The organism is Synechococcus sp. CCY9202, from assembly GCF_034931685.1.
Lineage (GTDB): Bacteria > Cyanobacteriota > Cyanobacteriia > PCC-6307 > Cyanobiaceae > CBW1002.
This window is the reverse complement of sequence record NZ_JAYGID010000039.1, coordinates 106,902-130,260: the sequence shown is the minus strand read 5'-3', so window position 1 is coordinate 130,260 and position 23,359 is coordinate 106,902. Positions and strand designations below refer to the sequence as shown.

The 23,359-nt window shown below is 67.4% G+C and carries 24 protein-coding genes; 10 read left to right on the top strand and 14 right to left on the bottom strand.

Annotated elements, in window-relative coordinates:
- On the top strand, positions 1 to 464 hold a 464-nt coding region (locus VB777_RS06290), incomplete at its 5' end, for an IS1595 family transposase (RefSeq protein WP_323247760.1).
- Positions 465 to 709: 245 nt separating this feature from the next.
- Here the strand turns inward: VB777_RS06290 and VB777_RS06285 are convergent.
- The 5 genes from VB777_RS06285 to VB777_RS06265 all read right to left on the bottom strand — a co-directional run bounded on the left by VB777_RS06285 (position 710) and on the right by VB777_RS06265 (position 4,409).
- A complete protein-coding gene (locus VB777_RS06285) occupies positions 710 to 1,210 on the bottom strand; it encodes a tellurite resistance TerB family protein (protein WP_323247758.1) in 501 nt (166 codons plus the stop codon).
- A 211-nt stretch (positions 1,211 to 1,421) separates the two neighbouring features.
- Positions 1,422 to 1,715, bottom strand: a complete 294-nt coding sequence (locus VB777_RS06280) for a hypothetical protein (RefSeq protein ID WP_197156462.1) — start codon at positions 1,713 to 1,715, stop codon at positions 1,422 to 1,424.
- 162 nt (positions 1,716 to 1,877) lie between these two features.
- Positions 1,878 to 2,804: an MlaD family protein gene (locus VB777_RS06275; protein ID WP_323247755.1), complete on the bottom strand. Its 927-nt coding sequence runs from the start codon at positions 2,802 to 2,804 to the stop codon at positions 1,878 to 1,880.
- On the bottom strand, positions 2,801 to 3,442 hold the full coding sequence (locus tag VB777_RS06270) for an ABC transporter permease (protein ID WP_323247753.1): 642 nt from the start codon (positions 3,440 to 3,442) through the stop codon (positions 2,801 to 2,803). The genes VB777_RS06275 and VB777_RS06270 overlap by 4 nt, the downstream gene beginning before the upstream one ends.
- A gap of 88 nt (positions 3,443 to 3,530) precedes the next feature.
- Positions 3,531 to 4,409 carry a PfkB family carbohydrate kinase gene (locus VB777_RS06265; RefSeq protein ID WP_416238315.1) on the bottom strand — a complete coding sequence of 293 codons (879 nt, stop codon included), beginning with the start codon at positions 4,407 to 4,409 and terminating at the stop codon, positions 3,531 to 3,533.
- Positions 4,410 to 4,463: 54 nt separating this feature from the next.
- On the opposite strand from VB777_RS06265, the gene VB777_RS06260 reads away from it, so the two are divergent.
- On the top strand, positions 4,464 to 4,766 hold the full coding sequence (locus VB777_RS06260; protein ID WP_197156456.1) for a hypothetical protein: 303 nt from the start codon (positions 4,464 to 4,466) through the stop codon (positions 4,764 to 4,766).
- Between the two features lie 61 nt (positions 4,767 to 4,827).
- Here the strand turns inward: VB777_RS06260 and VB777_RS06255 are convergent, their stop codons facing one another.
- A complete protein-coding gene (locus VB777_RS06255; RefSeq protein WP_323247748.1) occupies positions 4,828 to 6,294 on the bottom strand; it encodes an FAD-linked oxidase C-terminal domain-containing protein in 1,467 nt (488 codons plus the stop codon).
- A gap of 217 nt (positions 6,295 to 6,511) precedes the next feature.
- Here VB777_RS06255 and hemL point away from each other — a divergent pair, with 217 nt between their 5' ends.
- Positions 6,512 to 7,798, top strand: a complete 1,287-nt coding sequence (gene hemL / locus VB777_RS06250; protein WP_197159344.1) for a glutamate-1-semialdehyde 2,1-aminomutase — start codon at positions 6,512 to 6,514, stop codon at positions 7,796 to 7,798.
- Positions 7,799 to 7,807: 9 nt separating this feature from the next.
- Here hemL and VB777_RS06245 read toward each other — a convergent pair whose 3' ends face one another.
- Entirely contained in the window at positions 7,808 to 8,062 is a 255-nt protein-coding gene (locus VB777_RS06245; protein ID WP_197170480.1) for a Nif11-like leader peptide family natural product precursor, read from the bottom strand.
- 185 nt (positions 8,063 to 8,247) lie between these two features.
- Between VB777_RS06245 and VB777_RS06240 the strand changes: the two genes are divergently transcribed.
- From VB777_RS06240 to VB777_RS06220, 5 genes are read left to right on the top strand one after another with little or no spacing between them, the layout of a single operon-like run.
- Positions 8,248 to 9,660: an NAD(P)/FAD-dependent oxidoreductase gene (locus VB777_RS06240; protein WP_197156450.1), complete on the top strand. Its 1,413-nt coding sequence runs from the start codon at positions 8,248 to 8,250 to the stop codon at positions 9,658 to 9,660.
- A gap of 49 nt (positions 9,661 to 9,709) precedes the next feature.
- The gene (locus VB777_RS06235; RefSeq protein ID WP_197159343.1) at positions 9,710 to 10,246 is read left to right on the top strand and encodes a DoxX family protein; all 537 of its coding nucleotides are present in this window, start codon (positions 9,710 to 9,712) and stop codon (positions 10,244 to 10,246) included.
- A 4-nt stretch (positions 10,247 to 10,250) separates the two neighbouring features.
- A complete protein-coding gene (locus VB777_RS06230; RefSeq protein ID WP_197156448.1) occupies positions 10,251 to 10,496 on the top strand; it encodes a hypothetical protein in 246 nt (81 codons plus the stop codon).
- An 11-nt stretch (positions 10,497 to 10,507) separates the two neighbouring features.
- Positions 10,508 to 10,735, top strand: a complete 228-nt coding sequence (locus VB777_RS06225) for a hypothetical protein (protein WP_197156446.1) — start codon at positions 10,508 to 10,510, stop codon at positions 10,733 to 10,735.
- A complete protein-coding gene (locus tag VB777_RS06220; RefSeq protein ID WP_323247741.1) occupies positions 10,732 to 12,474 on the top strand; it encodes a TolC family protein in 1,743 nt (580 codons plus the stop codon). The genes VB777_RS06225 and VB777_RS06220 overlap by 4 nt, the downstream gene beginning before the upstream one ends.
- Here VB777_RS06220 and VB777_RS06215 read toward each other — a convergent pair.
- The 3 genes from VB777_RS06215 to VB777_RS06205 are packed head-to-tail and all read right to left on the bottom strand — an operon-like array spanning position 12,402 to position 14,814.
- Entirely contained in the window at positions 12,402 to 12,668 is a 267-nt protein-coding gene (locus VB777_RS06215) for a hypothetical protein (protein WP_322758572.1), read from the bottom strand. The genes VB777_RS06220 and VB777_RS06215 overlap by 73 nt on opposite strands.
- The gene (locus tag VB777_RS06210; RefSeq protein WP_197170478.1) at positions 12,665 to 13,978 is read right to left on the bottom strand and encodes an NHLP bacteriocin system secretion protein; all 1,314 of its coding nucleotides are present in this window, start codon (positions 13,976 to 13,978) and stop codon (positions 12,665 to 12,667) included. Before VB777_RS06210 ends, VB777_RS06215 begins: the two co-directional genes overlap by 4 nt.
- Before the next feature lie 17 nt (positions 13,979 to 13,995).
- Positions 13,996 to 14,814: an SDR family NAD(P)-dependent oxidoreductase gene (locus tag VB777_RS06205; RefSeq protein ID WP_416238314.1), complete on the bottom strand. Its 819-nt coding sequence runs from the start codon at positions 14,812 to 14,814 to the stop codon at positions 13,996 to 13,998.
- Between the two features lie 37 nt (positions 14,815 to 14,851).
- On the opposite strand from VB777_RS06205, the gene VB777_RS06200 reads away from it, so the two are divergent.
- Both VB777_RS06200 and VB777_RS06195 read left to right on the top strand, forming a co-directional pair.
- Complete coding sequence (locus tag VB777_RS06200) at positions 14,852 to 15,781, top strand: DMT family transporter (protein ID WP_323247738.1); 930 nt, start codon at positions 14,852 to 14,854, stop codon at positions 15,779 to 15,781.
- Positions 15,778 to 16,764 (top strand): VOC family protein, encoded by a 987-nt coding sequence (locus VB777_RS06195; RefSeq protein WP_197170477.1) that lies wholly within the window; start codon positions 15,778 to 15,780, stop codon positions 16,762 to 16,764. Before VB777_RS06200 ends, VB777_RS06195 begins: the two co-directional genes overlap by 4 nt.
- A gap of 29 nt (positions 16,765 to 16,793) precedes the next feature.
- On the opposite strand, the gene VB777_RS06190 is transcribed toward VB777_RS06195, so the two are convergent.
- The 4 genes from VB777_RS06190 to VB777_RS06175 form a co-directional block, all read right to left on the bottom strand.
- The gene (locus tag VB777_RS06190; RefSeq protein ID WP_323247736.1) at positions 16,794 to 18,404 is read right to left on the bottom strand and encodes a GMC family oxidoreductase; all 1,611 of its coding nucleotides are present in this window, start codon (positions 18,402 to 18,404) and stop codon (positions 16,794 to 16,796) included.
- A gap of 92 nt (positions 18,405 to 18,496) precedes the next feature.
- Positions 18,497 to 21,232, bottom strand: a complete 2,736-nt coding sequence (locus VB777_RS06185; RefSeq protein WP_323247734.1) for an MGH1-like glycoside hydrolase domain-containing protein — start codon at positions 21,230 to 21,232, stop codon at positions 18,497 to 18,499.
- Positions 21,229 to 22,749: a GMC oxidoreductase gene (locus VB777_RS06180; protein ID WP_197170474.1), complete on the bottom strand. Its 1,521-nt coding sequence runs from the start codon at positions 22,747 to 22,749 to the stop codon at positions 21,229 to 21,231. The genes VB777_RS06185 and VB777_RS06180 overlap by 4 nt, the downstream gene beginning before the upstream one ends.
- The gene (locus VB777_RS06175; RefSeq protein WP_323247731.1) at positions 22,746 to 23,357 is read right to left on the bottom strand and encodes a heme-copper oxidase subunit III; all 612 of its coding nucleotides are present in this window, start codon (positions 23,355 to 23,357) and stop codon (positions 22,746 to 22,748) included. Before VB777_RS06175 ends, VB777_RS06180 begins: the two co-directional genes overlap by 4 nt.
- Positions 23,358 to 23,359: the final 2 nt, after the last annotated feature.

Below are 23,359 nucleotides of genomic sequence, written 5' to 3'. Positions count from 1 at the left end.
ACAAGGTCCCGATCGTTGCCGCCGTCTCCATTGATGACACTGGCTGCCCGGTTCATGTGAAGCTTTCAACAGTCCCGACGTTCTCGTTTGCAGCTATCGCTGACTGGGCCCAGGATTCATTGGCCATAGGGTGTGAAGTGGTATCTGATGGACTGGCTTGCTTCCGCGCCGTGGCAGAAGTCGGTTGCTTCCATCACCCTGTGGTAGTGAACGGACGCCATCCCAATGAGCTGCCTGAATTCCACTGGATCAACACGATACTCAGCAACCTGAAAACCAGCTTCAGCGGCACGTTTCACGCCTTGCGATTCGATAAGTACGCCGACCGCTACCTGGGCGCCTTCACTTACCGCTTCAACCGGCGCTTCAATCTTTCGGCGATGACGGACCGGGTGGTTCATGCCGTCTGTATCTGCACCGCACGTCCCGAGCGTCACCTCAGGAAAGCGGAGCTTGCTACCTAATCAAGTCGAGCCTTGTGGCCTCCAATGTCACACGATGCGATTGTTCGGGATCTCGGCTGTGTCCCTCTCGCCTCCCTGTGTCTGTGCCCGGTAGCGGCCTCAGAATCGACTGATCGTTCCAGTGATGCTTACGAACACAGATTAGGGGAGAATAATCGCATAGGGGAAGCAGGTGAAAGAGAAGTGGGGGTATGACATTGCGGCTGCGGACCGTCGTGATGGATCGCAGTCCGTGATTCAGCGTTTCAGACGGCCACCGTTGCAACGGGCTTGTCTGTTGTGCGCAGGGTCCCGTCGGTTGGCGTTAACCAATTCGGATCGTCCAAGGCAGCGTGAAGGATATCCATCACCTCCAATACCTTGGCTGTTTCGAGAAGGTCAAGGCTGAGCGTTTCGGCAAGATGCTCAAGGATCAGCTGCTCCTGTTCGAGCAGCGGTCCATCAGAGCGCATGATTTCTGCAGCCATGGCATAGGCGGTGTGCCGTTGTCGCGGGTCGAGAACGCTGGCTGCCCGCTCCATCAGTCCTTCAGCTCCGAGCCGACGTAATTCGGCTAGAAGGTCATCCATCAGCGCGATCATCTGGGCTTCGCTGCGCTGGTTGTAAGGAGCTCGGTAATCCAGCAGGTGGCGTAGAGAACGGGTGCCGGCTCGCGTGAGACTACCGTCCCATGAGACAGCAGCCAGGGCAACGGCTGCAAGCGCAGTGGGGGAATCCATGGAAAAGTCCGGGGAGGTCTGCTCCATCACCAGTCAGGACCCCATCTCACTTCGGTCGCCAATGCAACAGACCAGGCTGACCTGTCATGCAGATTTACATCGGCTGAACCGCCGCTGTGCGAATTCGCTCACGTTGAACAGCTATCGGATGACATTGATACAGTTCAAGCAAGTGATCACAGTCTGCCGACCATTAGGCCAGTGACTTTGTAGGCCATCAACTTTGGTGCGATGAGTCTCAGTCGAATGATTTGGAAGGACACTGCTTGCGAATGCCGCCGTAGAAGAGTCCGTTGAAGCGATCTTCCCCCAGCTTTTCGACAAAATCAGCCTGCTTGGGGTACTGGCCGAAGATGAATCCGATCGCCATGCCTTCGTAGAGCCCTCGGTCGTAATCAGTCATCCGGCCGGGATTTTCGCTCTTCATGCTGCCGCAGTAGAAGTCCACGGCCTGGCGCACCAGGAATTCGTTGTCGGCGGCCTCGGCCGTTGCCGCGGGACTCAGGAGAAGGGCGAGGGCCGTGGCCAGCATGGGAGCCATTCTGTTCAGCAGCGGTTCCCGTCCGCCAGTCCCAGACTCTGCAGCCTGCTGGCCCATTGTTGCTGCGCTGGAGCCAGTTGCGTGCATGTCATTCAAGGCTGACTCCCGCGTGAATCCGGAGATCTTCCCATGCATCCCCAATCGGCTGCAGCCTCAGTTGGCTGTTCTTTCAGATGGATTCGCCTTGCTTGAGGGACTGGCCAGAGGACTGGCCGGTTCCTGTTCGGCGGGAGGGTCGACCAGCAGGGGAGCGGCGAACATTTCCAGCAGGCGATTGGTGCCGGCGGTGAAGCGGCGGATTTCGCGCAGCGCTCCCACTAATTCCGGTGTGGTCTTCTGCAGCACAGCATCCACCCGGGTGGAGGTCTGGCCCACCTCCGCGCCCGTTCGCTGGTAGGCGCGCAGGGTGTCGCGGGTCACGGCTGCCGTGCTGCCGGTCTCGCGGTTGAGGGTGCCGGCCAGGCGGCTGACGTCGGCAAGGGTGCCGTTGAAGCGGCCGATGGCGCCGGGAAGGTCTTTCTCGACCACCTTGACCGTGCTCTGCAGGGTGCGATCCAGCTGCAGACGGGTCTGGGCCAGCTCCTGCAGAAGATCGGCCACGTCGGTGGGTGGGTCGTAAGGGATCAGAAGATCGGTGCGTGCCAACGCAGAACCCGGTGGGCTGGGGTCGGCCGTAATGGCGATTTCACTGTCGCCGATCACCCCGGGCCGGGTGCCGTAGGCGCGGCTACGCGGACCGAGCAGCGAGCGGTAGCGCTCCACGATGCGCAGATCCACGGCCACCACACCATCAGGTCCGAGCTGGACCCGATCCACCCGACCGATCCGATAGCCGGAGAGGGTCACATGCACGCCTGGCCAGATGCCGGTGGCGTCGCGGGTGCGCATCCGGGCTTCAAAGCTGTTGCGCCAGCGGAGCTGCTCCATAACCATGCCCCGCACCACCCAGCCGCCCATCAGCAGGGCGCCGATGATGAACAGCCAGCTCAGGCGGCTGACCACCGGCCGGCGGGGCGGCCATGCCGGCAGCTGGCCGGGGCCGGAAGGCGCTCCTGGGCCGGCGGGAAGGAGCTCTGTCATCGCAGGATTCCGTGGAACGGGTCGATCAGGGTGAGCCAGGCCGCCTCCAGGACGATCACCGCGAGAAAGCACTCCGGAATCGCATCGGCGATCAGGCGGGGCAATTCCTCAAGAGACGTCTGCAGCCGGCGGCCCTTGCGCAGGCAGAGGGCTTCGGCCACCGCGGCGAACAGGGCCGTGCGCAGCAGCGTCTGCATCAGATCACCCGGGCTGATCTGTCCCATTAGCTCCCACAGCTGCCCCGCGTTATCGAGACGGGGTGTGGCCACCACACCGGCCAGCAGGATGGCGCCCACGAAGTAAGGCAGTAGCAGCACCGCCGTGATCATCGCCGCAGTCAGTTCCCTCCAGAGGCGCGGGCCGCCGGCATCGGGCTGTTCACCCAGCTGCATCTGGTGCCAGCGGTGTCGCGCCACCAGGCCCACCCGCAGCGGGGCCGACCGACTGATCCAGATCAGGTTCACACCCACCGGCCCGAAGATCTGCAGGGTGCCGATCATCAGAGCCTCCATGCTGAGGCTGCTGTTCTGGCCCAGGGCGCTCGCGAGCATGGTGGTGAGGCCATAACCGAGCGTGGCCCCCACCAGCACCGCCAGTGGTGCCGCCTCTGCAAGCTCCTGGCGGATCCGCACCAACATCCGATCTCAGGCGGCGTGAGGGCGCCCCACGATGCCACAGGTGCCCGAGCCACTGATCAGGGCGGTGCCAGGGGGGGCAGAAAAAGGGTCAGCGGAGCTGCAGCTGGCTGGCATAGGGCCCCAGCTCGTCGAGGCAGGCCCGGCCGCAGTGGCAGCCAAGGCTGAGCGCGGCGGCCAGGGACCAACCGGCGGCCAGACCGGCGCTCACGCCGGCGGCGAAGCTGTCCCCGGCCCCGTAGCTGTCGACCACGGGCCGCAGCTGGGGCAGCGCCTGGAAACGTCCGCCTGGTCTGCAGTGGCCACCCGCTGCGCCTTCGGTACCGATCCAGAGGGCCGGGGCTGGATCGATCGCGTCGTCCGGCAGCTGCTCGCCAGGGTCGAGGGCACTGCCGATCAGGGCATCGAGGGCTACGCCCGCCTGCTGGAGCACCGGCAGTCGCAGCCGGGGCGTGGCCGCCAGCCACGCCGCCCGGCGAGCCAGGCGCAGGGCCTCCGGATCGGCTGCGGTGACGAACACGCCCCGCATCGCCGCCAGCCGCTCCCAGGGCAGGGGATCGCTGGCCTGGGGGGCGAGTCGCTCGCCGATCACGCAGATGCCGCGCTCCCCGCTGGCATCGGTGAAGCTCACGCCCCGGCGGGTGGGGGCATCGCGCCAGGCCACATGCAACTCCAGTCCCAGGGCTTCGAGCCGTTCGGCAGCCTGCTGGCCGATTCGATCGCGTCCGAGGGCGGTGAAGAAGGGCACGCGGGCTCCGGTGAGGCGGGCCAGCTGCACCGCCACCACGGCCCCTCCGCCGGCGGGTTCCTCTGCGAAGGCGTTGGCGTGCTGAATCAGTCCGGGACGCGGCCATCGCGTCACTCCCAGGAAGCTCACCATCTCCACATGGCCCACCACCGCCAGGGGCAGGCCGTCGGGCAGCGATGGCAGTTCTGCGAGCGGCAGGACAGGGAGCGGCAGCGGTTCGATCACGGGGCCGTGGTTTGCTGGTTAAGACCGACGCAGCATCGAACCAGGGCACCCATGGCCTGTCCTTCCTGCGGCAGCTGGGCGGTACGCGCCGATCGCAGTCTGGCTGGCCGCATGGTGTGTGGCCGTTGCGGCCGCCCCCTCACCGGCACGGTGGTGGAGCTGGAGCAGCACCGCCGCCGGCGTCGCGGCTGGATGCGGTTGTTGCCGCGCCTGCCACGACGCAACCTGAGTCGGCGCTGGTGGGCTCTGATCGCCCTGCTGGCGATCTCAGCCCTGCTGGCGACGCTTCCTGAGCAGCCTTCGCGCCCCCGCGCTCCCTCCCCGATCGGCACCCCCGATGCCCCCCTCTTCTGACCTCAGCTCTACCCCAGCCGCCTGAGGCCCAGCCACCGAACGGCTGACTGTGGCACCCCGATCAGAAGGCGGCCACCGGCAGCGTCACACCTTGCTGCTGCAGGTGCACCTGGCGGCGCATCGATTCACCGCAGCTGCGGGGGGTGGGAAAGATCTTGCCGGGATTGGCGAGGCCCTGGGGATCGAAGGCACGGCGCACCAGTTGCATGGTGGCCAGATCGTCGGGGGCGAACATCCAGTCGAGATAGCAGCGCTTGTCGTTGCCGACGCCGTGCTCGCCGGTGATGCTGCCGCCGGCCTCGATGCAGAGGCGCAGGATGTCGGCTCCGAGCTGTTGCACCCGGTCGCTCACGCCAGGTTCGTCGGCCCGGTAAAGGATCAGAGGATGGAGGTTGCCGTCGCCGGCGTGGAACACGTTGGCCACCGGCAGCCCGTACTGGCGCGCCAGCCGCTCGATCGCCGCCAGCACCGAGGGCAGGGCACTGCGCGGCACCACGCCGTCCTGCACGTAATAGGTGGGGGTGATCCGGCCCACTGCTGCAAAAGCACTCTTGCGGCCCTTCCAGAGCAGGGCCCTGTCGGCCTCATCGGTGGCCTGGCGGATCGTGCGGGCGCCGGCCTGGCGGCAGAGCGAGCCGGCCAGCTCGACCGCCGCGCTCACCTCCCGTTCCTGGCCATCGAGTTCGACCAGCAGCACAGCCGCCGCATCGCGCGGGTATTCATCGCGGCCGAACAGATCGTCCACGGCGTTGACCGTGAAGTTGTCCATGATTTCCATGCCGGCCGGCAGCACACCGGCCGCTGTGACCAGGCGGACCGCCTCCCCCGCCGCCTCCATCGAGGCGAAGTCGGCCAGGAGCACGGCCACGCTCTGGGGAGCGCGTAGCAGCCTCAGGGTGATGGCCGTGGCGATGCCGAGGGTGCCTTCACTGCCGATGAAGGCGCCGCGCAGGTCGAGTTCGGGCTGTTCGGCCAGGTCACCCCCCAGGCGGGTGATCGTGCCGTCCGGCAGCACCACCTCCAGAGCCAGCACGTGGTTGCTGGTGACGCCGTATTTGAGACAGTGCACCCCGCCGGAGTTCTCGGCCACGTTGCCGCCGATCGAGCAGACCACCTGACTGGAGGGATCGGGGGCGTAATAGAAGCCGTCTCCGGCCACGGCCCGGGTCACCCAGCTGTTGATCACACCGGGCTGCACGGTCACCTGGCGGTTGTCGAGGTCCACCTGCAGGATCGAGCGCATGCGGCTGGTGGCCACCACCAGCGCCTCCTGTTCAGCCACGGCACCGCCGGAGAGGCCGGTGCCACTGCCCCGGGCCACGAAGGGGATCTGCCCCTGGTCGCAGAGGCGCAGCAGCGCCGCCACCTGCTCGGTGGTCTCGGGCAGCACCACCAGGGGTGGCTGGTGGCGATGCAGGGTGAGCCCGTCGCTGTCGTAAGCCAGGAGTTCCTGGCGCTGTGCCACCACCGCTCGCGCCGGCAGGATGCGGCGGCATTGCCGTTCCAGAGCGGCCCAGTCGATCGTCACACGCCCCTGTCAGCCACCAAGAACTTACCGAGGCTGCACGCGGGGGTTCCGTTCTGGGTCAGGATGGGGGTCATTCCTGCGGTGTCGGGGAACACGACCCGTGGCAGCTTCCTCAGAGAAGCGCCACCAGATCGCTCCTGTCCGCTGGATTCTTCCACCGTTTTCGGACTCCGCCTTGACCTCGGCCTCCACCACGGCTCCAGCATCGGCTCCGGCCCTGAACACCACCCGTTCGGAGGAGCTCTTCGCCGCCGCCCAGACGCTGATGCCCGGCGGTGTCAGTTCGCCGGTGCGGGCCTTCCGCTCGGTCGGCGGCCAGCCGATTTTCTTCGATCGGGTCAAGGGCGCCTACGCCTGGGATGTGGACGGCAACCGCTATGTCGATTACATCGGCAGCTGGGGTCCGGCGATCTGTGGCCACGCCCATCCCGAGGTGATCGCCGCCCTGCACGAGGCTCTCGACAAGGGCACCAGCTTCGGTGCCCCCTGCGCCCTGGAGAACCAGCTGGCGGAGATGGTGATCGAGGCCGTGCCGTCGGTCGAGATTGTGCGCTTCGTGAACAGCGGCACCGAGGCCTGCATGTCGGTGCTGCGGCTGATCCGGGCCTTCACGGGCCGCGAGAAGATCATCAAGTTCGAGGGCTGCTACCACGGCCATGCGGACATGTTCCTGGTCAAGGCCGGCTCCGGTGTGGCCACCCTCGGCCTGCCGGATTCCCCCGGGGTGCCGCGCAGCACCACCGCCAACACCCTCACCGCTCCCTACAACGACCTGGAGGCGGTGAAGCAGCTGTTCGCCGCCAATGCCGGCGAGATCGCCGGCGTGATCCTGGAGCCGGTGGTGGGCAACGCCGGCTTCATCACCCCCGAGCCAGGCTTCCTCGAGGGCCTGCGCGAACTCACCAAGGAGCACGGCGCGCTTCTGGTGTTCGATGAGGTGATGACCGGCTTCCGGATCAGCTACGGCGGCGCCCAGGCCCGGTTCGGCGTCACCCCCGATCTCACCACGATGGGCAAGGTGATCGGCGGTGGCCTGCCGGTGGGTGCCTATGGCGGCCGGGCCGACATCATGGCGATGGTGGCCCCAGCCGGTCCGATGTATCAGGCCGGCACTCTCAGCGGCAACCCCCTGGCGATGACCGCCGGCATCAAGACCCTGGAGCTGCTCAAGCAACCCGGCACCTACGAGCGGCTCGAGACGATCACCAAGCGCCTCTCGGACGGCATTCAGCAGGGCGCCCGCGATGCCGGGCTGCCGATCACCGGTGGATCGATCAGCGCCATGTTCGGCTTCTTCCTCTGTGAGGGGCCGGTGCGCAATTTCGAAGACGCCAAGGCCGCCGACACGGTGCGCTTCGGCAAGCTGCACCGCGCCATGCTCGAGCGGGGCTTCTACCTGGCCCCCAGCGCCTTCGAGGCCGGCTTCACCTCCCTGGCCCACAGCGACGCCGACATCGACGCCACGATCGCCGCGTTCCGCGAGTGCTTCGCGGCGATCGCCTGATTCAGAGCGTCAGTCTTTGTCGGTGGCGCCGAAGCACACCATCAGGGCATCAGCCCAGCTGTTGATGCCCTCAAGGTGGTGATCGGGGGTCTCGGCCACGGCGCGGGCCTGCTCCCGTAGCAACGTGGTCTTGGAGATCGTGTCGCCCTGTTCCGCAGCGATCGCCACCACCTCGTCGAGACCGTTGGCGGCGTGCACCTTGTCCCGCAGGGCAGGGTCAGCGGCGAGGCGGGCGGTGAAGGAGCGCAGGGCGGCCAGGGTCATGGCGGAACAGGAGAGGACGGCCCCAGCATGGCCAAGGATTCGCTGCTCGACCGGTTACCCCGCGCGACCGTTGCATCCGCTCCACTGCTGCGCAGCTTGTCACTGCGTCGCCTGACCGCAGCCGGTGACATGGAACAGACTGATCCGGATGGCGTGAATAGGTTGCGCCCAGTGGCTGTGCGTCGATGGTGAAGGAACGCTTCTTCCTGGAACTCGAGCCCGCCGACGCCAGCCTCAAGGATTGCCCGCACGTGGTGATCGTGGGTGGAGGCTTCGCCGGTCTCAAGGCGGCCCACGTGCTGGCCCGCCAGCCGGTGCGGGTCACGCTGATCGACAAGCGCAACTTCAACCTCTTCCAGCCGCTGCTTTACCAGGTGGCCACGGGCCTGGTGTCCGAGGCGGATGTGGCCTCACCGCTGCGGCAGATGGTGGGACAGGCCCCCAACGTGCAGGTGCTGCTGGGGGAGGTGGTGGATCTCGATCCGGTGGCGCAGGAGGTGGTGTTCAACGATCGCCGCTACCGCTACGACCACCTCATCCTGGCCGCCGGATCGGGCAGCACCTACTTCGGCCATGAGGAGTGGCGCCCACTGGCGCCACCGATGAAGATCCTCGAGCACGCCGATGAGATCCGCCGTCGCCTGCTGGAGGCCATGGAGGAGGCGGAGCAGACCCCCGATCCGGAGCGCCGCCGCCTGCTGCAGTCTGTGGTGGTGATCGGCGGCGGTCCCAGCGGCTGTGAACTGGCTGGCTCTGTGATCGCGCTGATGGGCCATGCGATCGCCCGGGATTTCCGCCAGCTCGATCCGGCCGACACCCGCGTCACCCTGGTGGATCCTGGCGATCGGCTGCTGCGGGCCATGCATCCGAGCCTGTCGAGCAAGGCGGGCGACTACCTGCGCAACGTGGGGGTCGAGCTGCTGCTGGGCGGGCGGGTGCAGAAGATCGAGGCGGACCGGGTGGTGGTGGGCACGGCCGCCGGCGAGCAGATCCTTGAGGCGGCCACGATCTGCTGGACCGCCGGTGTGCGTGCCTCCCACCTGGGCCGGTTGTTGGCGGAACGCTGTGGCTGCCCGGTGGATCGGGGCGGCCGGGTGGTGGTGGAGCCGGATTTCTCCGTGCCGGGACACCCGCAGATCCGTGTGGTGGGAGATCTCTGCTCCTACAGCCACACCGCCGATGGCAAGCCGCTGCCGGGCATGGCCGGCCCCGCTGTGCAGATGGGCGGCTGGGTGGCCCGCGATCTGCTGGCGATCAGCCGCGGCAGTCGCCAGGCCCCGTTCCAGTGGCTGGATCTGGGCAGCATGGCGGTGCTGGGGCCCTTCAATGCCGTGGCCGACCTGCGCGGCCTGCGGGTGAGCGGTCCCATCGGTTGGCTGCTCTGGGGCCTGGCCCACCTGGCCTTCATGCCGGACAGCGAGAACCGGCTGACCCTGCTCACCAAATGGCTCTGGCAGATCGCCACCCGTGAGCGCGCCTCCCTGCTGATCACCGGCCGCGCCAATCAGCACCTGCAGGTGGAGGTGGGGCTGGAGCGGCGAGAGGCGCAGGGGAAGGCCTCCAACGCAGCGGAAAGCAGCCCAGAGGCTGCAGGGTGAGCGGGTTCTCCCTACGGTGGCGGCAGATCCGGGCCACCCCCTGAGCGCCATGGAGCTCACCATCCTTGAATGGCTGCCGGTGGCCCTGCCGGCCTGGCTCGCCACCGCTGCTGTCTGGCTGGCGGGGGATTCCGGCTTGTTGCCCTGGGCCCTGTTGCTGCTGCGCCTTTTCCTGGGGGTGGCCTTCATCCGCCACGGCTGGCCCAAGCTTCGCCATCTCGATACCTGGGCGCGAGCGCTGAACACGCCGGTGTGGCTCTGCTTCCTCTCCGCCTTCTCGATGTGGGGCTCGGGCATCGCCCTGCTGCCGGGGCTGTTCACGCCCCTGGCGGCCCTCGCCATCCTGGTGTCAATGGCCTACGCGATGGTGCTGGAGATCGCCAAGGGCACGCCCTTCATCGCCCCGGATCCCTACCAGATTCCTCCCGGTGACTACGCCGGGCCCGGGGGGGTGGGGGAGCCGCCCAGCTGGGAGAAGGCCGCCGTCTATGTGGTGATGGCCCTGGTTCTGATCTGCAGCGGCGGCGGTGCCCTGTCGCTCGACAATCTGCTGATCGCCGACCTGATCGAGGCGGCCCTCGACTGAGCCCATGCCCGCGTCGCTCCGCTTCTGGGTGTATGGCCCCTGGGCCGCCTCCAGTCTTGTGGCGGTCCTGGCCGTGCGTCTGCTTCGCGCCGACGACGAGAGCCTCCACCCCCATGGCTGGGGCCTGGTGGGAAGCGCGATGATCTGCTTCTCGATCGGCTGTGTGGCCAAGCTCTCCTGGGAGCTGGCCCGGGCCAATCAGCGCCTGGCCGAGGAGCGCCGGATGCTCGAACGTCTCACCTCCCGCTGATCCCCTGCCCGATGCTCCCGAACCGGTTGCTGCTGGTGGTCACCCTGCCCTGGCTGGCGGCGGCTCTGGTGGTGCTGCTGGCCCTGCGGCAACGGGACACCAGCCTCCGCTGGGACTGGGGGCTGTTCGGCAGTGGGGCCATCTGTTTCTCGATCGGCTGCCTGGCCCGCACCAGCGCGATGGTGGCCGGAGCGTCCCGCGATGGCTCCAGCGGCCCTGGCACGCCGCCGCGGTCGTGATCGACGCTGGCGGGAAGGAGTGCCACCCTCGCCGCCGCCGTGGCTGGTTGCTGTCCGGGGTGATCGCACCAGTGCTTCTGGCCCCGGGTCTGGCGGAGGCGGGGCGCGCAGGCCTGCCGCCTCCCTCGGAGCTGTTGCTGCGCAGCCTGGAGCGCTTCGAGCGAGATGCCGCTGCCCTGGATCAGGTGGTGCCCGCCGATGCGGTCGACCCCGCCGCTCCGCCCGGCCCGGCCGGTGGCGATGGTCTCAGCCCCGCCGAGCGGGGCCTGCTTGAGCAATTGGCCGCCCCGGCAGCGGCAACGATTCCAGCCGCCGCCGCTGCCGTGACGATCGAGCAGGAGGCGCGCCTCAGCCTGCCCGTTGCCCTGGCGCTGGCCCTGCGCAACAGCCCGGCCCTGGCCCAGGAGGTTGCCAGCGTGCAGGAGCGCCGCCAGTGGCTCCGCTCGGTGCGCGGCCGCTTCTGGCCGGAGCTGTGGCTGGAGCTCGGCGGCGGCGGCCGCCAGATGGCCAGTTACAACAAGGTGTGGCAGGACAACGCTGGTCTTTACCCAGCCGGATCCCCCTTCCTGGTGGATCCAAACGGCTGGAACCGGATCCGGGAGAACCAGCTGCTGGGCACCGCCGCTCTGGCGCTGCGCTGGGACCTGGTCAACTTCGAGCGGGGCGCGGCTCTGGCGGAGAATCGCCAGGAGCTTGAGGCCGCTGAACACCGCTACGCCAACCGTCTGCGCCAGCTGCAACTGGAGGTGAGCCTCAGCTTCTATTCCCTCCAGCTCGCCCAGCAGCTGCGGCGAATCCGCCAGGCCGTGGTCGAGAGCGATCGGGCTGTCTTGGCGGAGGTGATCGCCCTGGAGGGCAGCGGCCTGGTGCCCCGGCTCGATCGGCTGCGGGCCGAGGCCTCCCTGCAGCAGAGCCGTTTCCGGTTGGCCCAGACCGAAGCCCAGTGGCGCAGCCGCCAGCGCCAGCTCAGCAACCTGCTGAACGTGCCCTTCACGGTGACGCTCACCACACCGGAGGCGGTGCGGCTGCAGCCCCCCTGGCCCCTGGATCTGGAGCGCACCGTGGTGGCGGGCTTCCGCGATAACCCGGAACTGCTCGCCCTGCAGGCTGCCCGTCAGGCCCTGCTGCGCCAGGCCGACCGCCGTGCCGCCGAGTTGCTGCCGCAGTTGCGCCTCTATGCCAGGGCCGGCTACGGCGAGGGGATTGCGGACAAACCCGAGATCGAGCTGCGCGGCTGCTGCGCGGCCACCAACATCCCGCAGCTCTATCAGCAGAACGGCGCCTGGGAGGCGGGGCTGGAGCTGCGCTGGCGCCTGTTTGACGCCGGGGTGAGCAGCGGCGCCGCCGGAGCGAGCCGAGCTGCCGCTGAGCGCACCACCCAGGCGCTGGCCGAGGGGCGCAATGCCATTCGCCAGCGGGTGGAGGCCGCCTTCTTCGAACACCGCGCCGCCCTTGAGCAGATCCTGGCGGCACGGGCCTCCTATGGCTCCGCCCGCGAGGCCTTCCGGGATGTGCGGGCCCGCTACCAGCTCGGGCTGGCCAACTACACCGATGTGAGCGACACGATCCGCCTGCTCACCCAGGCGATGGAGGGGGTGGCCGAATCGATCACCCTGGCCAACGGCAGCTACGCCCAGCTGCTGCGGGAGCTGCTGCCGGTTCCGGATCAGCCCGGCGCCCCGGTGTCGTTGCCGCTGGTGCTGCCGGCCGCTGCCGCCGGGGAGTCGACAGGCTCCTGAGGCCCCTGCGGCGCCCTGGAGCGCTGGACGCGCCGCGTCTGCCAGGCCAGGAAGCGCCAGAGCAACAGCAGCAGCAACACCGCAAACCAGAACCACACCTCCGGAGCGTTGGCATGCAGCAGCACCACCAGCAGGGCGATCTCCACGATCAGCAGCGGCAGTTCCCGGCCCAGCGGAGAGGTGGATAGTCTCATGGCAAGGATCCCTTCTGGCGCAGGGCCGGCACGTCCTGGCGCTCCTGGCCGAGGTTGCGGTAGGAGCCGGTGAGATCGCGGAACACCGGTAGGAGATAGCTGATCGGCGTGCGCCATTCCACGTAGCCATGGGCCCGCAGGGTGAGCCCGGCCCGGATCGGGAACACCGTGCTGCCGCGTGAGAGGGTCCAGCGGTAACCGGCAGAGCTGGGGGCCGTGCTGTCGGGGTCAGTGCTGTTGGGGGCCGTGCGGTCGTCAGAGTTGAGCAGGATGTCGACCCGCATCACCGGGCCGCCTCCCCCCAGCGCCTCGGCCAGCTGGGGATTGCCCAGGGTGGTGTCGATATCCTCCCGGGTGGCCGGCAGCAGCCCCACCTGCTTCACCTGGCCGGTGATCCCCCCGAAGCGGCCTCGCTCATCCCAGTCGGGCACCACCTCCATCGGCAGCGGCGGCCGCAGCCGGCGGGCATCGGCCGGGGCGAAGTAGGCCACGGCCTTCAGGGGGCCCTCCTCACCCTCGGCCAGGGTGCCGAGCCGCTGGCCCGGTTTGACCGACTGTCCCCGCACCACCTGCAGATCCAGCAGGGTGCCATCACGATCCGCCAGCAGGGTGCTCTCGTAGGCCAGGCGGGCACGCAGCACCCGCAGGCTGCGGCGACTGTCCTCGATCCCGTAGCGGCGCCGTTGCCGCTCCGTTTCGATCTCGAGCTTCACCTTCTCGAAGGCATCAAGGGCCTCCTTCTCGCGGATGCGCACGGTCTCGATCGCCACCGCCAGCTGGGTGCTGCGGTCTTCGGTGGCCACCACCTCCTCGGCAAGGGGGGCGACCACCCGTCGCTGGGCCAGCAGCTGGAAATCGGCCGCCTTCTGGTCGTAGGTGCGGCGCAGCGCCCCCAGCCGCTCCTCCTCCCGCCGCAGGTTGGCCAGCGCCGTGTCCCGCACCCGCCCCGCCGCCGCCAGCCGGAGCCGGTCGCGGCGGCTCAGGTCGGCATCGATGCTCTGGAGCTCACGCAGATCCCGCTCCTGTCGCTGTACCTCCTGCTCCAGGGCCGGCAGGTCGAGGCGGAACAGCACGGTGCCGCGCCGCACCCGCTCTCCCGCCCGCACCGGGATGGCCAGGATCTGACCCTCAGCGCGGGCGTCCACCACCCGGGCGGCGTTGGGCACGATGAACACCCCCCGGCCCCGCACCTCGGTGGGCACCGGCCAGAACAGCACCCAGGCCGCCGTGAGCAGGGCGACCCCTCCCTGGGCCAGCAGCACCTGCCCCTCAGGATCGGCGACCTGGCGCCCCAGCCAACCGCGCGTCATCTGTCGCTGCTTCCGATTCAGAGGCCCGGGCTGCTCTGCATGATGCCGCCATCGGCGAAGATTGTGGTGGCGGTGATGTAACTGGCGTCGTCGCTGGCCAGGAAGGCCACCACATTGGCCACTTCCTCCGGCTGCGCCATGCGCCCCAGGGGAATGGCGGCATCCAGTTTGGCCAGCAGTTCCGGGTTGTTCATCGTGGAGTCGTTGATCGGGGTGGCCACAGCTCCGGGCCCCACGTTCACCAGGGTGATGCCGTGGGGGGCGAGTTCCAGGGCGGCGGTGCGGGTGAGCATGCGGACGCCCCCCTTGGCCAGGCAGTAGGGGGTGTTGTTCGGCATCGGCCAGTCTTCGTGCACCGAGGAGATGTTGATGATGCGGCCGCCGCCGCCCTGGGCGATCATCTGCTGGGCGGCGTACTGGGTGGCGAAGAACACACCGCGCAGGTTCACATCGAGCACCTTGTCGTAGTCGTCGGGTGTGGTGGTGAGAATCGAGGTGCGGGTTTCGATGCCGGCATTGTTGACCATCACATCCAGGCGGCCGTATTTCTCCACCGCTGCCTTCACCAGGCGCTGGAGATCGTCGAGCTTCGAGACATCCGCCTGCACCCCATAGCTGCTGCCGCCGAAGGCTCCGATCTCCCGTTCGATGTCCTCGGTGGCTTCGGGATGGGAGCGGTAGTCGATCACCACCTTGGCGCCGCGATGGGCCAGGGCTTCCACGATCGCCTTGCCGATGCCGCTGTTCCCGCCAGTGACGATCGCCACCTTCCCTTCCAACAGGTGGGCCAGGCTGCGGGCGGCTTCAGGATTGGCGGTGTTGGTCACAGTACCCACGGGTGACAGGGATGCCCTTGACGCTAAGCATGGGGCGATGGCGGAGACCACAATGGGCTCGTTGATGCTGGGTTCCGGCCTGCTGGTGCTGGCCTTTCTGGCCAACACCGCCCAGAGCGCCTTCGGCAAGGCCCTCGGCAGCGGCATGGGGGCGATGCAGTTCACCTGGCTCACCTTCGTGATCGCCCTTGGGCTGATCCTGCCCTGGCTGCTCTTGCGGGGCGGGCGGGATCTGCGCACGACCGTTCTGCATCTGCATGTGCTGCGCAGCTGCACCGGTCTGGCTGGATTCTTCCTGTTCATCACCGCGGCTCGGCTGGTGAATCTGGTCAATGCCAATGTGCTGCTGAACACCACGCCACTGTTCATCCCCCTGCTGGCCTTGCTGGTGCTCGGTCAGCAGGTGCCCCGCGCCCTCTGGGGGTGCCTCGCGATCGGCTTCGCCGGGATGGTGATCGTGGTGCAGCCGAATGCGTCACTGCTCACCCGTCCCGGTGATCTGCTCGGGCTGGCGGCCGGTCTGCTCTGCGCGGTGGAGTTTCTGGCCGTGAAACGGCTGGACCGCAGCGAATCGCCGCTCACCCAGATGGCCTACTTCCTGATCATCGGCAGCATCGGCGCCACCCTGGCGGTGCTCTGCCCCTTGCGGCCGCCAGGCGTTGGCGCAGCATTGCTCAGCGGTATTGACCCAGCGCAGTGGGCCACGGTCGTGGCCTCGGGAGCTTGCCTGGCCTGTTTTCAGTTCCTGTTGATCAAGGCCTACACCTATGCCGAACCGGGGGCGATCGGCGCTTTTCAATATTCCTCGGTCGTGTTTGCCGGTCTGATCGGCTGGATCTGGTTTGCCGAACAACCCACCCCACCGGTGTGGTTCGGCACCGCGCTGATCACCCTGGGGGGCGTGCTCAGCATCGTGCTGCAGCGGCCCGCCGTATCCGTTCACCCCGCGGCGGGCACCGAGTCATGAGCCCCTCCATCTGCCCCCGGCCGCAGATCCAGTCCGTCGCCTTCACCTGCCGCGATGCCGAGCGCAGCGCCGCCTTCTTCTGCGACAGCCTGGGCTTCACGCTGCTGGGGCAGGACTGCATCCAGGGGGGCGCTGAGGCCGCATTGCTGGGGCTGGGCCAGGGCCAGCTGCGCCGCCTGCGGCTGGGGGTGGGGCAGGAGCGGCTGGATCTGCTGCAGGTGCTGGATCCCGGTGCGGGCCAGCGGCCAGGCCGTGCGATCCCTCCCGAATCGCGCAGCTGTGATCTCTGGTTCCAGCACCTCTGCCTGGTGACGCCCGATCTCGAAACCCTGCACGGGCACCTGCAACCGTTGCTGGCCAATGGCTCGCTCACGGCCGTGTCGGAGGCCCCCCAGCGCCTGCCGGACTGGAACACCGCCGCCGCCGGCATCCGGGCGTTCAAATTCCGCGATGCTGATGGCCATAACCTCGAGCTGCTGCAGTTCCCGGCCGGCAAGGGCGATGGCCGCTGGCACCAGCCTTGCCCCGGCCCCCTCCCGAGGCTGCTCGGCATCGATCACAGCGCCATCGCCATCGCGGACACGGCCCGCAGCCGCGCCTTCTACGCCGCCGTGCTCGGCCTGGAGGCGCTGCCCAGCGGCGACAACAGTGGCCCGGAGCAGGATCGGCTCGACGGCCTCCGGGAGACGCGGGTGACGATCACGCCCCTGCGCTGCCCACAGGGCATGGGCATCGAGACCCTGGATTACCAGCCGCCCAACCGGGGGCGGCCGATGCCGGCCGATCAGGCCCTGCAGGACCTGGCCCACTGGCACATCCGTCTGGCGGTCAGCGATCTTGACCCGGTGGCTGCCCAGGTGGCTGCTTACGGCGGCCAGCTGCTGTCAGCCGGGGTGCTCGACCTGGGCGAGGCTCTCCCCCCTTGGCAGCGGGGATTGAGGCTGGCTGATCCCGATGGCCATGAGTTGATTGTCTTGGAGTGAGCGTTTTCGGGGGGGGGGGGGCAGGGATTTCAGCGCAGCCGTTCGATCAGGTGATCCCCCACCCGCAGGGCGTTGGCGATGGCGGTGAGGGATGGATTCACGGCGCCGATGCTGGGCATGAAGCTGGTATCCACCACGTAGAGGTTGTCGAGCTCGTGGGCTTTGCAGTTCAGATCCAGCACGGAACTGGCCGGATCGGAACCGAAGCGGCAGGTGCCGGCCTGGTGCCCCACCGCCGCGATCGACATGGCGCTCTTGATGTAGATCTGCCGCTCCACCAGATGCTTGCGCAGGTAGAGGCGCTCCAGCAGGCCGGTGAGCCGGTCGGAGAGGTGCTTGGCGGCGCTCTGGTTGTTGGGCGTGTAGCTGAGGTGGATGTGGCCCTGGCTATCCACCGTGACCCGGTTTTCGGGGTGGGGCAGATCTTCCGAGGAGATCCAGAAATCGAGTGCGTGTGCCGCGATCCGGTCCATCGACCAGCCCGGCATCAGGAAGGTTTCCAGGGGCGCATAGCCCTTCATGATCGCGCCGTTGGTCTTGCCGGTCATCTGGATATTGCCCATCGGGTAGGCGAACTCGGCATCGCCGAGATACCAGTCGTTGATCGACACCGTTTTCTGAAACACGGTGGTGTTGGGCTCATGGGCCAGGGCCACCATCGCCTTGCTGTTGTGGAACATGTAGTTGCGGCCCACCTGATCGGAACCGTTGGCCAGCCCCTGGGAGTGCTGGTCATTGGCCGATTGCAGCAACAGGCGGGCGCTGTTGGCGGCGCCGCAGCTCACCACCACCACATCGCCTCTCACCCGCATCGGCTCCCCATCCCGCTCAAGCTCCACCGCTGTGATGCTGCGGCCCGTTGCATCGGTGAGCAGACGCTGCACGTGGGCGCGGGTCAGCAACGACACCGTGGCGGCGGCCAGGGCCGGACGGATGCCGATCACCTCGGCATCGGACTTGGCGTGCATCAGGCAGGGAAAACCGTCGCAGCAGTTGCACTTGCGGCAGCGGCTGAAGGCCATGTTGGCTTCATCGAGCAGCACGCCGCTGGGGGCATGAAACGGATGCAGTCCCGCCGATTTCAGATCATCCACCAGCTGCTGCATGCGTGGCTCATGGGCCACCGGCGGATGGGGATAGGGACCGCTGGCGGGCGGCTCGGTGGGATCCTCACCGCGCAGGCCGTGCACGTGATACAGCTGCTCGGCCCGTTGGTAGAAAGGTTCGAAGTCGGCGTAGCGCAACGGCCAGGCCGGCGACAGGCCGTCGTGATGGGTCAGGGCCTCGAAGTCCTGCTCCCGCAGGCGGAAGTGGGCGGCGCCGTACATCTTCGTGGCACCCCCCACCATGTAGTGACTGCCGGGTTGAAAGGGCTGGCCCCGCTTGTCGAACCAGGTGTCTTTCGAGACGTAACGGCCTTTCTGAAACACCTCCTCGGCATCCCAGTTCTGGGGCTCCTGCGGCAGCCAGTCGCCGCGCTCCAGCACCAGAATCCGCAGGCCACTCGTCGCCAGATGGCGGGCCAGGGTGCCGCCGCCGGCGCCGCTGCCGATGATCACCACATCGAAGTGATCGCCATCGTTGACGATCAACTGGCGCGGATCAGGCAGGGCCGAGGTGTGCAGGGACGGACCGGTCATCTCCATGGGAGCAGGGGGATCGGTGGAGAGGGAACAGTGCGGTGAGCTGAGGCTGCTCTGGCAGGAATGGTGGGATCATTGGGCTGGCCAGCTCAGCTCTCCGGGTAGCGGGCCAGCTGCACCAGCATCTTGCAGACCATCGCTGTCCAGCCAGTCTGATGGGAGGCGCCGATGCCGCGGCCGTTATCCCCATCAAAATATTCGTTGAACTGGATCAGGTCGCGCCAGAGGGGATCGTTGCGGAAGCTGGGCGTGTCTCCCCAGAACGGCCGGGCGCCATCGGTTCCGAGCCGGAACAGGCCCACCAGGCGCTTCTCCAGCTCCAGCGACACCTGCCAGAGATTCAGCCAGCGCCCCGAGCGGGTCGGGAATTCCACCTGGAAACTGTCGCCATAGAAGTGGGCGAACTTCTGGAGTGCCTCGATCAGCAGATAGTTGATCGGCACCCACACCGGCCCGCGCCAGTTGGAATTGCCGCCGAACATCGCCACCGGACTGTCGGCCGGTGCATAGGCCAGGGTCTGGCTTTCACCAGCTTCGCAATAGGTGTAAGGGTGCTCGCCGTAGACCTTGGAGAGGGAGCGGATGCCGTGGGGTGAAAGAAATTCATCTTCGTCGAACAGCCGTTCGCAGATGCGCTGCAACCGTTCGCGGGGCACCAGGGCGAACAGGATCCGGTCGTTGTTCCAGAGGCCCAGATGCTCCGCCACCCAGGCCGGAGTGGTGCGCTCATGAATCAGCCAGGCCAGGGTGTTGCGCACATCCAGCACCGGCAGACGCAGCACGGTCTCCACATCGAAACTGGTCACGGCCAGCAGGGGGATCAGGCCGGTGATCGAGCGGCTGCGCAGATAATCAAAGCTGCCATCGGGCCGCTGGATCACGTCGTAATAGAAGCCATCCTGCTCATCCCAGCTGAGCACGCTGTTGTCGTCCTGGGAATTGAGCGCGATGGCGAGCTGCACATAATCCACCACGAAGCGCTCGCAGAGATCAGCCACATCCGGTTGCTCCCGGCTGAGTTCCACCGCGATCTGCAGCAGATTGAGGCTCAGCGAGGCCATCCAGGCGGTGCCATCGCACTGCTTGATGTGGCTGCCATCGGCCAGCGGGAAGCGTCGATCGAAAACGGCGATGTTATCGAGGCCCAGAAAGCCGCCGTCGAACACGTTGTCGCCGCTGCGGTCGTTGCGGTTGGCCCACCAGCCATATTCCAGCAGCAACTTGCGCAACGACCTGGCCAGGAAGGCTGAATCCGCTTCCTCGGTGTTCTTGCGATCGATCTGAAAGATGCGCATCGCCGCCCAGGCCCCGATCGGCGGATTTGGATCCGACAGGGCCCATTCGTAGGCCGGTGTCTGGGCGTTGGGGGCGGTGTAATGGGGGCTGCGCAGCAGCAGGCACTGCTCCTTGGCGGTGGTTGGATCAATGCCGGCGAAGGCCACCGCGTGGAACATCAGATCCCACTGGCAGAAATAGGGATACTCCCAGGCATCGGGCATCGCAATCACATCGTGCGCATGCAACCTCTGCCACTCGGCCGTGGCACTGCCCCAGCGCTGCGCCGGTGGGGGCGGCTGGGTCGGATCACCTTCCAGCCAGCGCAGCACGCTCCAGCCGTAGTACTTCTTGCACCACAGCAGACCGGCTGAAGCCGCCAGAAAGATGCGCCGGTCGTCGTCCCCGAGCCCGGGGGCGCACTGGCTGAAGTAGTCGTGCCATTGCTGCTCGCGCAGGTTCAGCAACCGCGAGAACTCCGCCCCAAAGGGATCCGGCGGCAAGGGATCGTGATCCGTCGAGTGCGGGTCGCTCGAAGCCGCGCTCGACGCGCCGTCGAGGGCCTGCAGCCGCAGATCCACCACCCACTCTTCGCCCGGTTCCAGCAGGCGCTGCAGCAGGATCGCCGCTTTGCTGCCACTGCCGGCCGGGTTGACGGCGCCCGTCTCGGCCGCGATCACATAGCGGTGAAACCCATCTTTCTGAAAGGGCGTTGGATTGGGCTTGCCGTACAGACGCGCGTGGTTGGTTTCGTTGTCGGTGAACAACCAGCGACCCGCTTCACCGCAGCGCAGGCCGTAGCGGCCCAGGTTTGGAATGGCCTCGCTGATCAGACCATCACCGCTGGCCTGCAGGCGATGCTCCACCTCTTCGGGATAGCCCCAGCTCCAGGTGTTACGCAGCCAGAGGGTGGGCAGCAGGGTCAGGGGCGCGGCCACAGGGGCCCGGTTCACGGCCCGCAGGCGGATCAGGATGTCGGTGGCTGAGGCTTTGGCATAGGTGATCTCGAGATCGAAGTAGCGATCGTCCTCGAAGATGCCGGTGTCGATCAGTTCGTATTCCGGTTGATCGCGGCCGCGCCGGCCGTTCTCCTCCAGCAGCTGCTGGTAGGGAAACTCCCGCTGCGGATAGCGATACAGGCCCCGCATGAAGGCATGGGTAGGCGTGTTGGCCAGGTGGAAGTAGTAGTCCTTGATGTCTTCGCCGTGGTTGCCCTCCGGATTGCCGAGCCCGAAGGGCCGCTCCTTGAGGATGGGATCCACGCCGTTCCAGAGGGCCACCGAGAAGCAGAGCCGGCACTCGGCATCGCACAGCCCCAGCAGACCGTCTTCCCCCCAGCGGTAGACGCGCGAGCGGGCCTGGTCGTGGGGAAAGGAACGCCAGGCATCTCCATCGGCGGAATAGTCTTCCCGCACGGTGCCCCACTGGCGATCCGGCAGATACGACCCCCACAGATCCCAGGGCGCCAGTCCCTGATCCCGTTCAGCGATGCGGCGCGCCTCGCTCGCGTCGGAGTCGGCGGCCGTTGCGGCTGCGCTGGCCTCCGTCATCGCAGGCTGGCCTTGAGGCGATCGGCCAGGCGCAGGGCCAGGGCGATCACGGTGAGGCCCGGACCCACCGCCGGACAACTGGGCAGGATGCTGGCATCGGCGATCGAGAGGTTGGCCAGCTGATGGCAGGCTCCATCGAGATCCACCACCGACCGGGCCGGATCGCTGCCCATGCGGCAGGTGCCGCAGGCCAGACCCATCACACTCAGCGGCGCCTCGCCGCGGGGATAGATCGGCGCCGCCTGCACCACCGTGGTTTCGGGATCAGCCTCCACCTTCTTCATGGTGTCGAGCCAGCGGTACACCAGCCGGTCGTGGGCCTCCAGGTTGTTGGCCAGGTAGTTCACCTGCAGACTGCCGCCGCGGCGCAGGCTGATGCGGTTGTCGGGATCGGGCAGCACCGCGCTCATCGCCCACCAGCAGACCGAGCGTTTGGCCAGCCACTCGAGGGCGCTGTCCGGCAGCAGGCGACTCACCAGCGACAGCACCGGTGGTGATTCGGCGAAGAGCGTGTCCTGAAGCACGCCGCCGCCGTTCTGGATCGATCCCAGCGGGAACGAGACATTGCGATCGCCCCAGTAGTAATCCGTCAGGCCCAGGCTGGGCCCGTAGCTGCCGCTGCCGGGTTGGCTGGCGCGCTGCAGCAGGGCGCTGAGCTGCGGCTTCATCAGGTTGCGCCCCACCTGATCGGAGCCGTTGGCCAGGCCATCGGGATGGCGGTCGCTGATGGAGCGCAGCAGGATGGCGGGGGTGTTCACCGCACCGGCCGCCAGCACGATCTGATGGCCGCGGAACAGCCAGCGCTGGCCATCGATCAGGGCCTCCACCCCACGCACCTCGGTGCCGCTGGGGCTGACATGCAGTGTCTCCACTTCGGCGCCGTACCGCAGGGTGAAGCCCGACTGTGTGGTGGCCCGATCGATGCCGAACCGTTCGGCATCCCCGCTGGGATCGAGCGCCGAGGTGGACCAGCTCAGCGGCAGCGGGTAGGGATGCAGCCCCTGCCGCTCCAGCCCCTGCTGCAGCTGCTCCAGCAGCGGATCGATCGGCCGGGGCGGGTGGGCATAGTCGCCCTGGCGTGGTGGTTCGCACGGATCGAGACCGGCGCGCCCATGGACGCGGTAGAGGGTTTCGGCGCGGTCGTACCAGGGGGCCAGGTCGCTGTAGCGCAGCTCCCAGTCGGGCGCGACCCCCTCCTGCAGGGGCAGCCCGCTGAACTCGGCCTCCCGCATCCGCTGCAGGGCACCGCCCCAGATCTTGGTGTTGCCGCCCAGGGCATAGACCATCTGCGGTGCGAACGGATCGCCGTCGCTGCCGAACCAGGGTTCGTCTGGGTGAAAGCGGGGCCGGCGGAACAGGTCCACATCGACCAGGTTCTGCTCGGCCAGGGGCAGGGGACCGCCCCGTTCCAGCAGCAGCACCGAATGGCCGGCGTCCGCCAGCTCACCGGCGAGGGTGCCGCCGCCGGCGCCACTGCCGACGATGACAACGTCGTAGAAATGGTCGTCGATGATCATGAGCGCTGCCAGACGTAGATCAGAACGAACAGCACGATCCAGATCACATCCACAAAGTGCCAGAACAGCGAGACGGCCACCACGCCGGTTTCGCCCTGGTCATAGTTGCCGGGGCGGAACGAGCGCTGCAGCATCAGGCCCATCAGCAGGATTCCCGTGATCACGTGCAGGCCGTGAAAGCCGGTGAGCACATAGAAGGTGCTTCCAAAGATGCCATCACCCAGACCGAAACCGAGGTGGAGCCATTCCACGGCCTGGCCATAGACGAAGAAGCTGCCCATCGCCATGGTGAGCAGCCACCACAGCCGGAAGCCCACCAGCTGCTGGCGCTTGAGGCAACGCTCCGCCAGCCAGGCCACCCCGCTGCTGCTCACCAGCACAACTGTATTGAGCAGGGGCTCGCGGATCTCCAGCCCCTCCACCCCAGCCGGTAACCACACCGGCGACGACATCTTGAACACGGTGTAGCCGGCGAACAGGGCCAGAAAGATCACGCTCTCCGAGAGCAGGAAGATCACGAACCCGGTCAGGGTGTGATTGGCATGGCCGTGATGCGAGCCGCTCGCCGCGGCGGGATCGTCGGCAGGTAAGGGGGAGGAGAGGGTCATCG

Excerpts from the sequence above, each read along its gene's own strand:
- VB777_RS06285 (WP_323247758.1), bottom strand. The coding sequence starts at position 1,210 with ATGGAGCAGACCTCCCCGGACTTTTCCATGGATTCCCCCACTGCGCTT.
- VB777_RS06280 (WP_197156462.1), bottom strand. The coding sequence starts at position 1,715 with ATGCTGGCCACGGCCCTCGCCCTTCTCCTGAGTCCCGCGGCAACGGCC.
- VB777_RS06275 (WP_323247755.1), bottom strand. The coding sequence starts at position 2,804 with ATGACAGAGCTCCTTCCCGCCGGCCCAGGAGCGCCTTCCGGCCCCGGC.
- VB777_RS06270 (WP_323247753.1), bottom strand. The coding sequence starts at position 3,442 with ATGTTGGTGCGGATCCGCCAGGAGCTTGCAGAGGCGGCACCACTGGCG.
- VB777_RS06260 (WP_197156456.1), top strand. The coding sequence starts at position 4,464 with ATGGCCTGTCCTTCCTGCGGCAGCTGGGCGGTACGCGCCGATCGCAGT.
- VB777_RS06245 (WP_197170480.1), bottom strand. The coding sequence starts at position 8,062 with ATGACCCTGGCCGCCCTGCGCTCCTTCACCGCCCGCCTCGCCGCTGAC.
- VB777_RS06240 (WP_197156450.1), top strand. The coding sequence starts at position 8,248 with ATGGTGAAGGAACGCTTCTTCCTGGAACTCGAGCCCGCCGACGCCAGC.
- VB777_RS06235 (WP_197159343.1), top strand. The coding sequence starts at position 9,710 with ATGGAGCTCACCATCCTTGAATGGCTGCCGGTGGCCCTGCCGGCCTGG.
- VB777_RS06230 (WP_197156448.1), top strand. The coding sequence starts at position 10,251 with ATGCCCGCGTCGCTCCGCTTCTGGGTGTATGGCCCCTGGGCCGCCTCC.
- VB777_RS06225 (WP_197156446.1), top strand. The coding sequence starts at position 10,508 with ATGCTCCCGAACCGGTTGCTGCTGGTGGTCACCCTGCCCTGGCTGGCG.
- VB777_RS06215 (WP_322758572.1), bottom strand. The coding sequence starts at position 12,668 with ATGAGACTATCCACCTCTCCGCTGGGCCGGGAACTGCCGCTGCTGATC.
- VB777_RS06210 (WP_197170478.1), bottom strand. The coding sequence starts at position 13,978 with ATGACGCGCGGTTGGCTGGGGCGCCAGGTCGCCGATCCTGAGGGGCAG.
- VB777_RS06200 (WP_323247738.1), top strand. The coding sequence starts at position 14,852 with ATGGCGGAGACCACAATGGGCTCGTTGATGCTGGGTTCCGGCCTGCTG.
- VB777_RS06195 (WP_197170477.1), top strand. The coding sequence starts at position 15,778 with ATGAGCCCCTCCATCTGCCCCCGGCCGCAGATCCAGTCCGTCGCCTTC.
- VB777_RS06190 (WP_323247736.1), bottom strand. The coding sequence starts at position 18,404 with ATGACCGGTCCGTCCCTGCACACCTCGGCCCTGCCTGATCCGCGCCAG.
- VB777_RS06185 (WP_323247734.1), bottom strand. The coding sequence starts at position 21,232 with ATGACGGAGGCCAGCGCAGCCGCAACGGCCGCCGACTCCGACGCGAGC.
- VB777_RS06180 (WP_197170474.1), bottom strand. The coding sequence starts at position 22,749 with ATGATCATCGACGACCATTTCTACGACGTTGTCATCGTCGGCAGTGGC.
- VB777_RS06175 (WP_323247731.1), bottom strand. The coding sequence starts at position 23,357 with ATGACCCTCTCCTCCCCCTTACCTGCCGACGATCCCGCCGCGGCGAGC.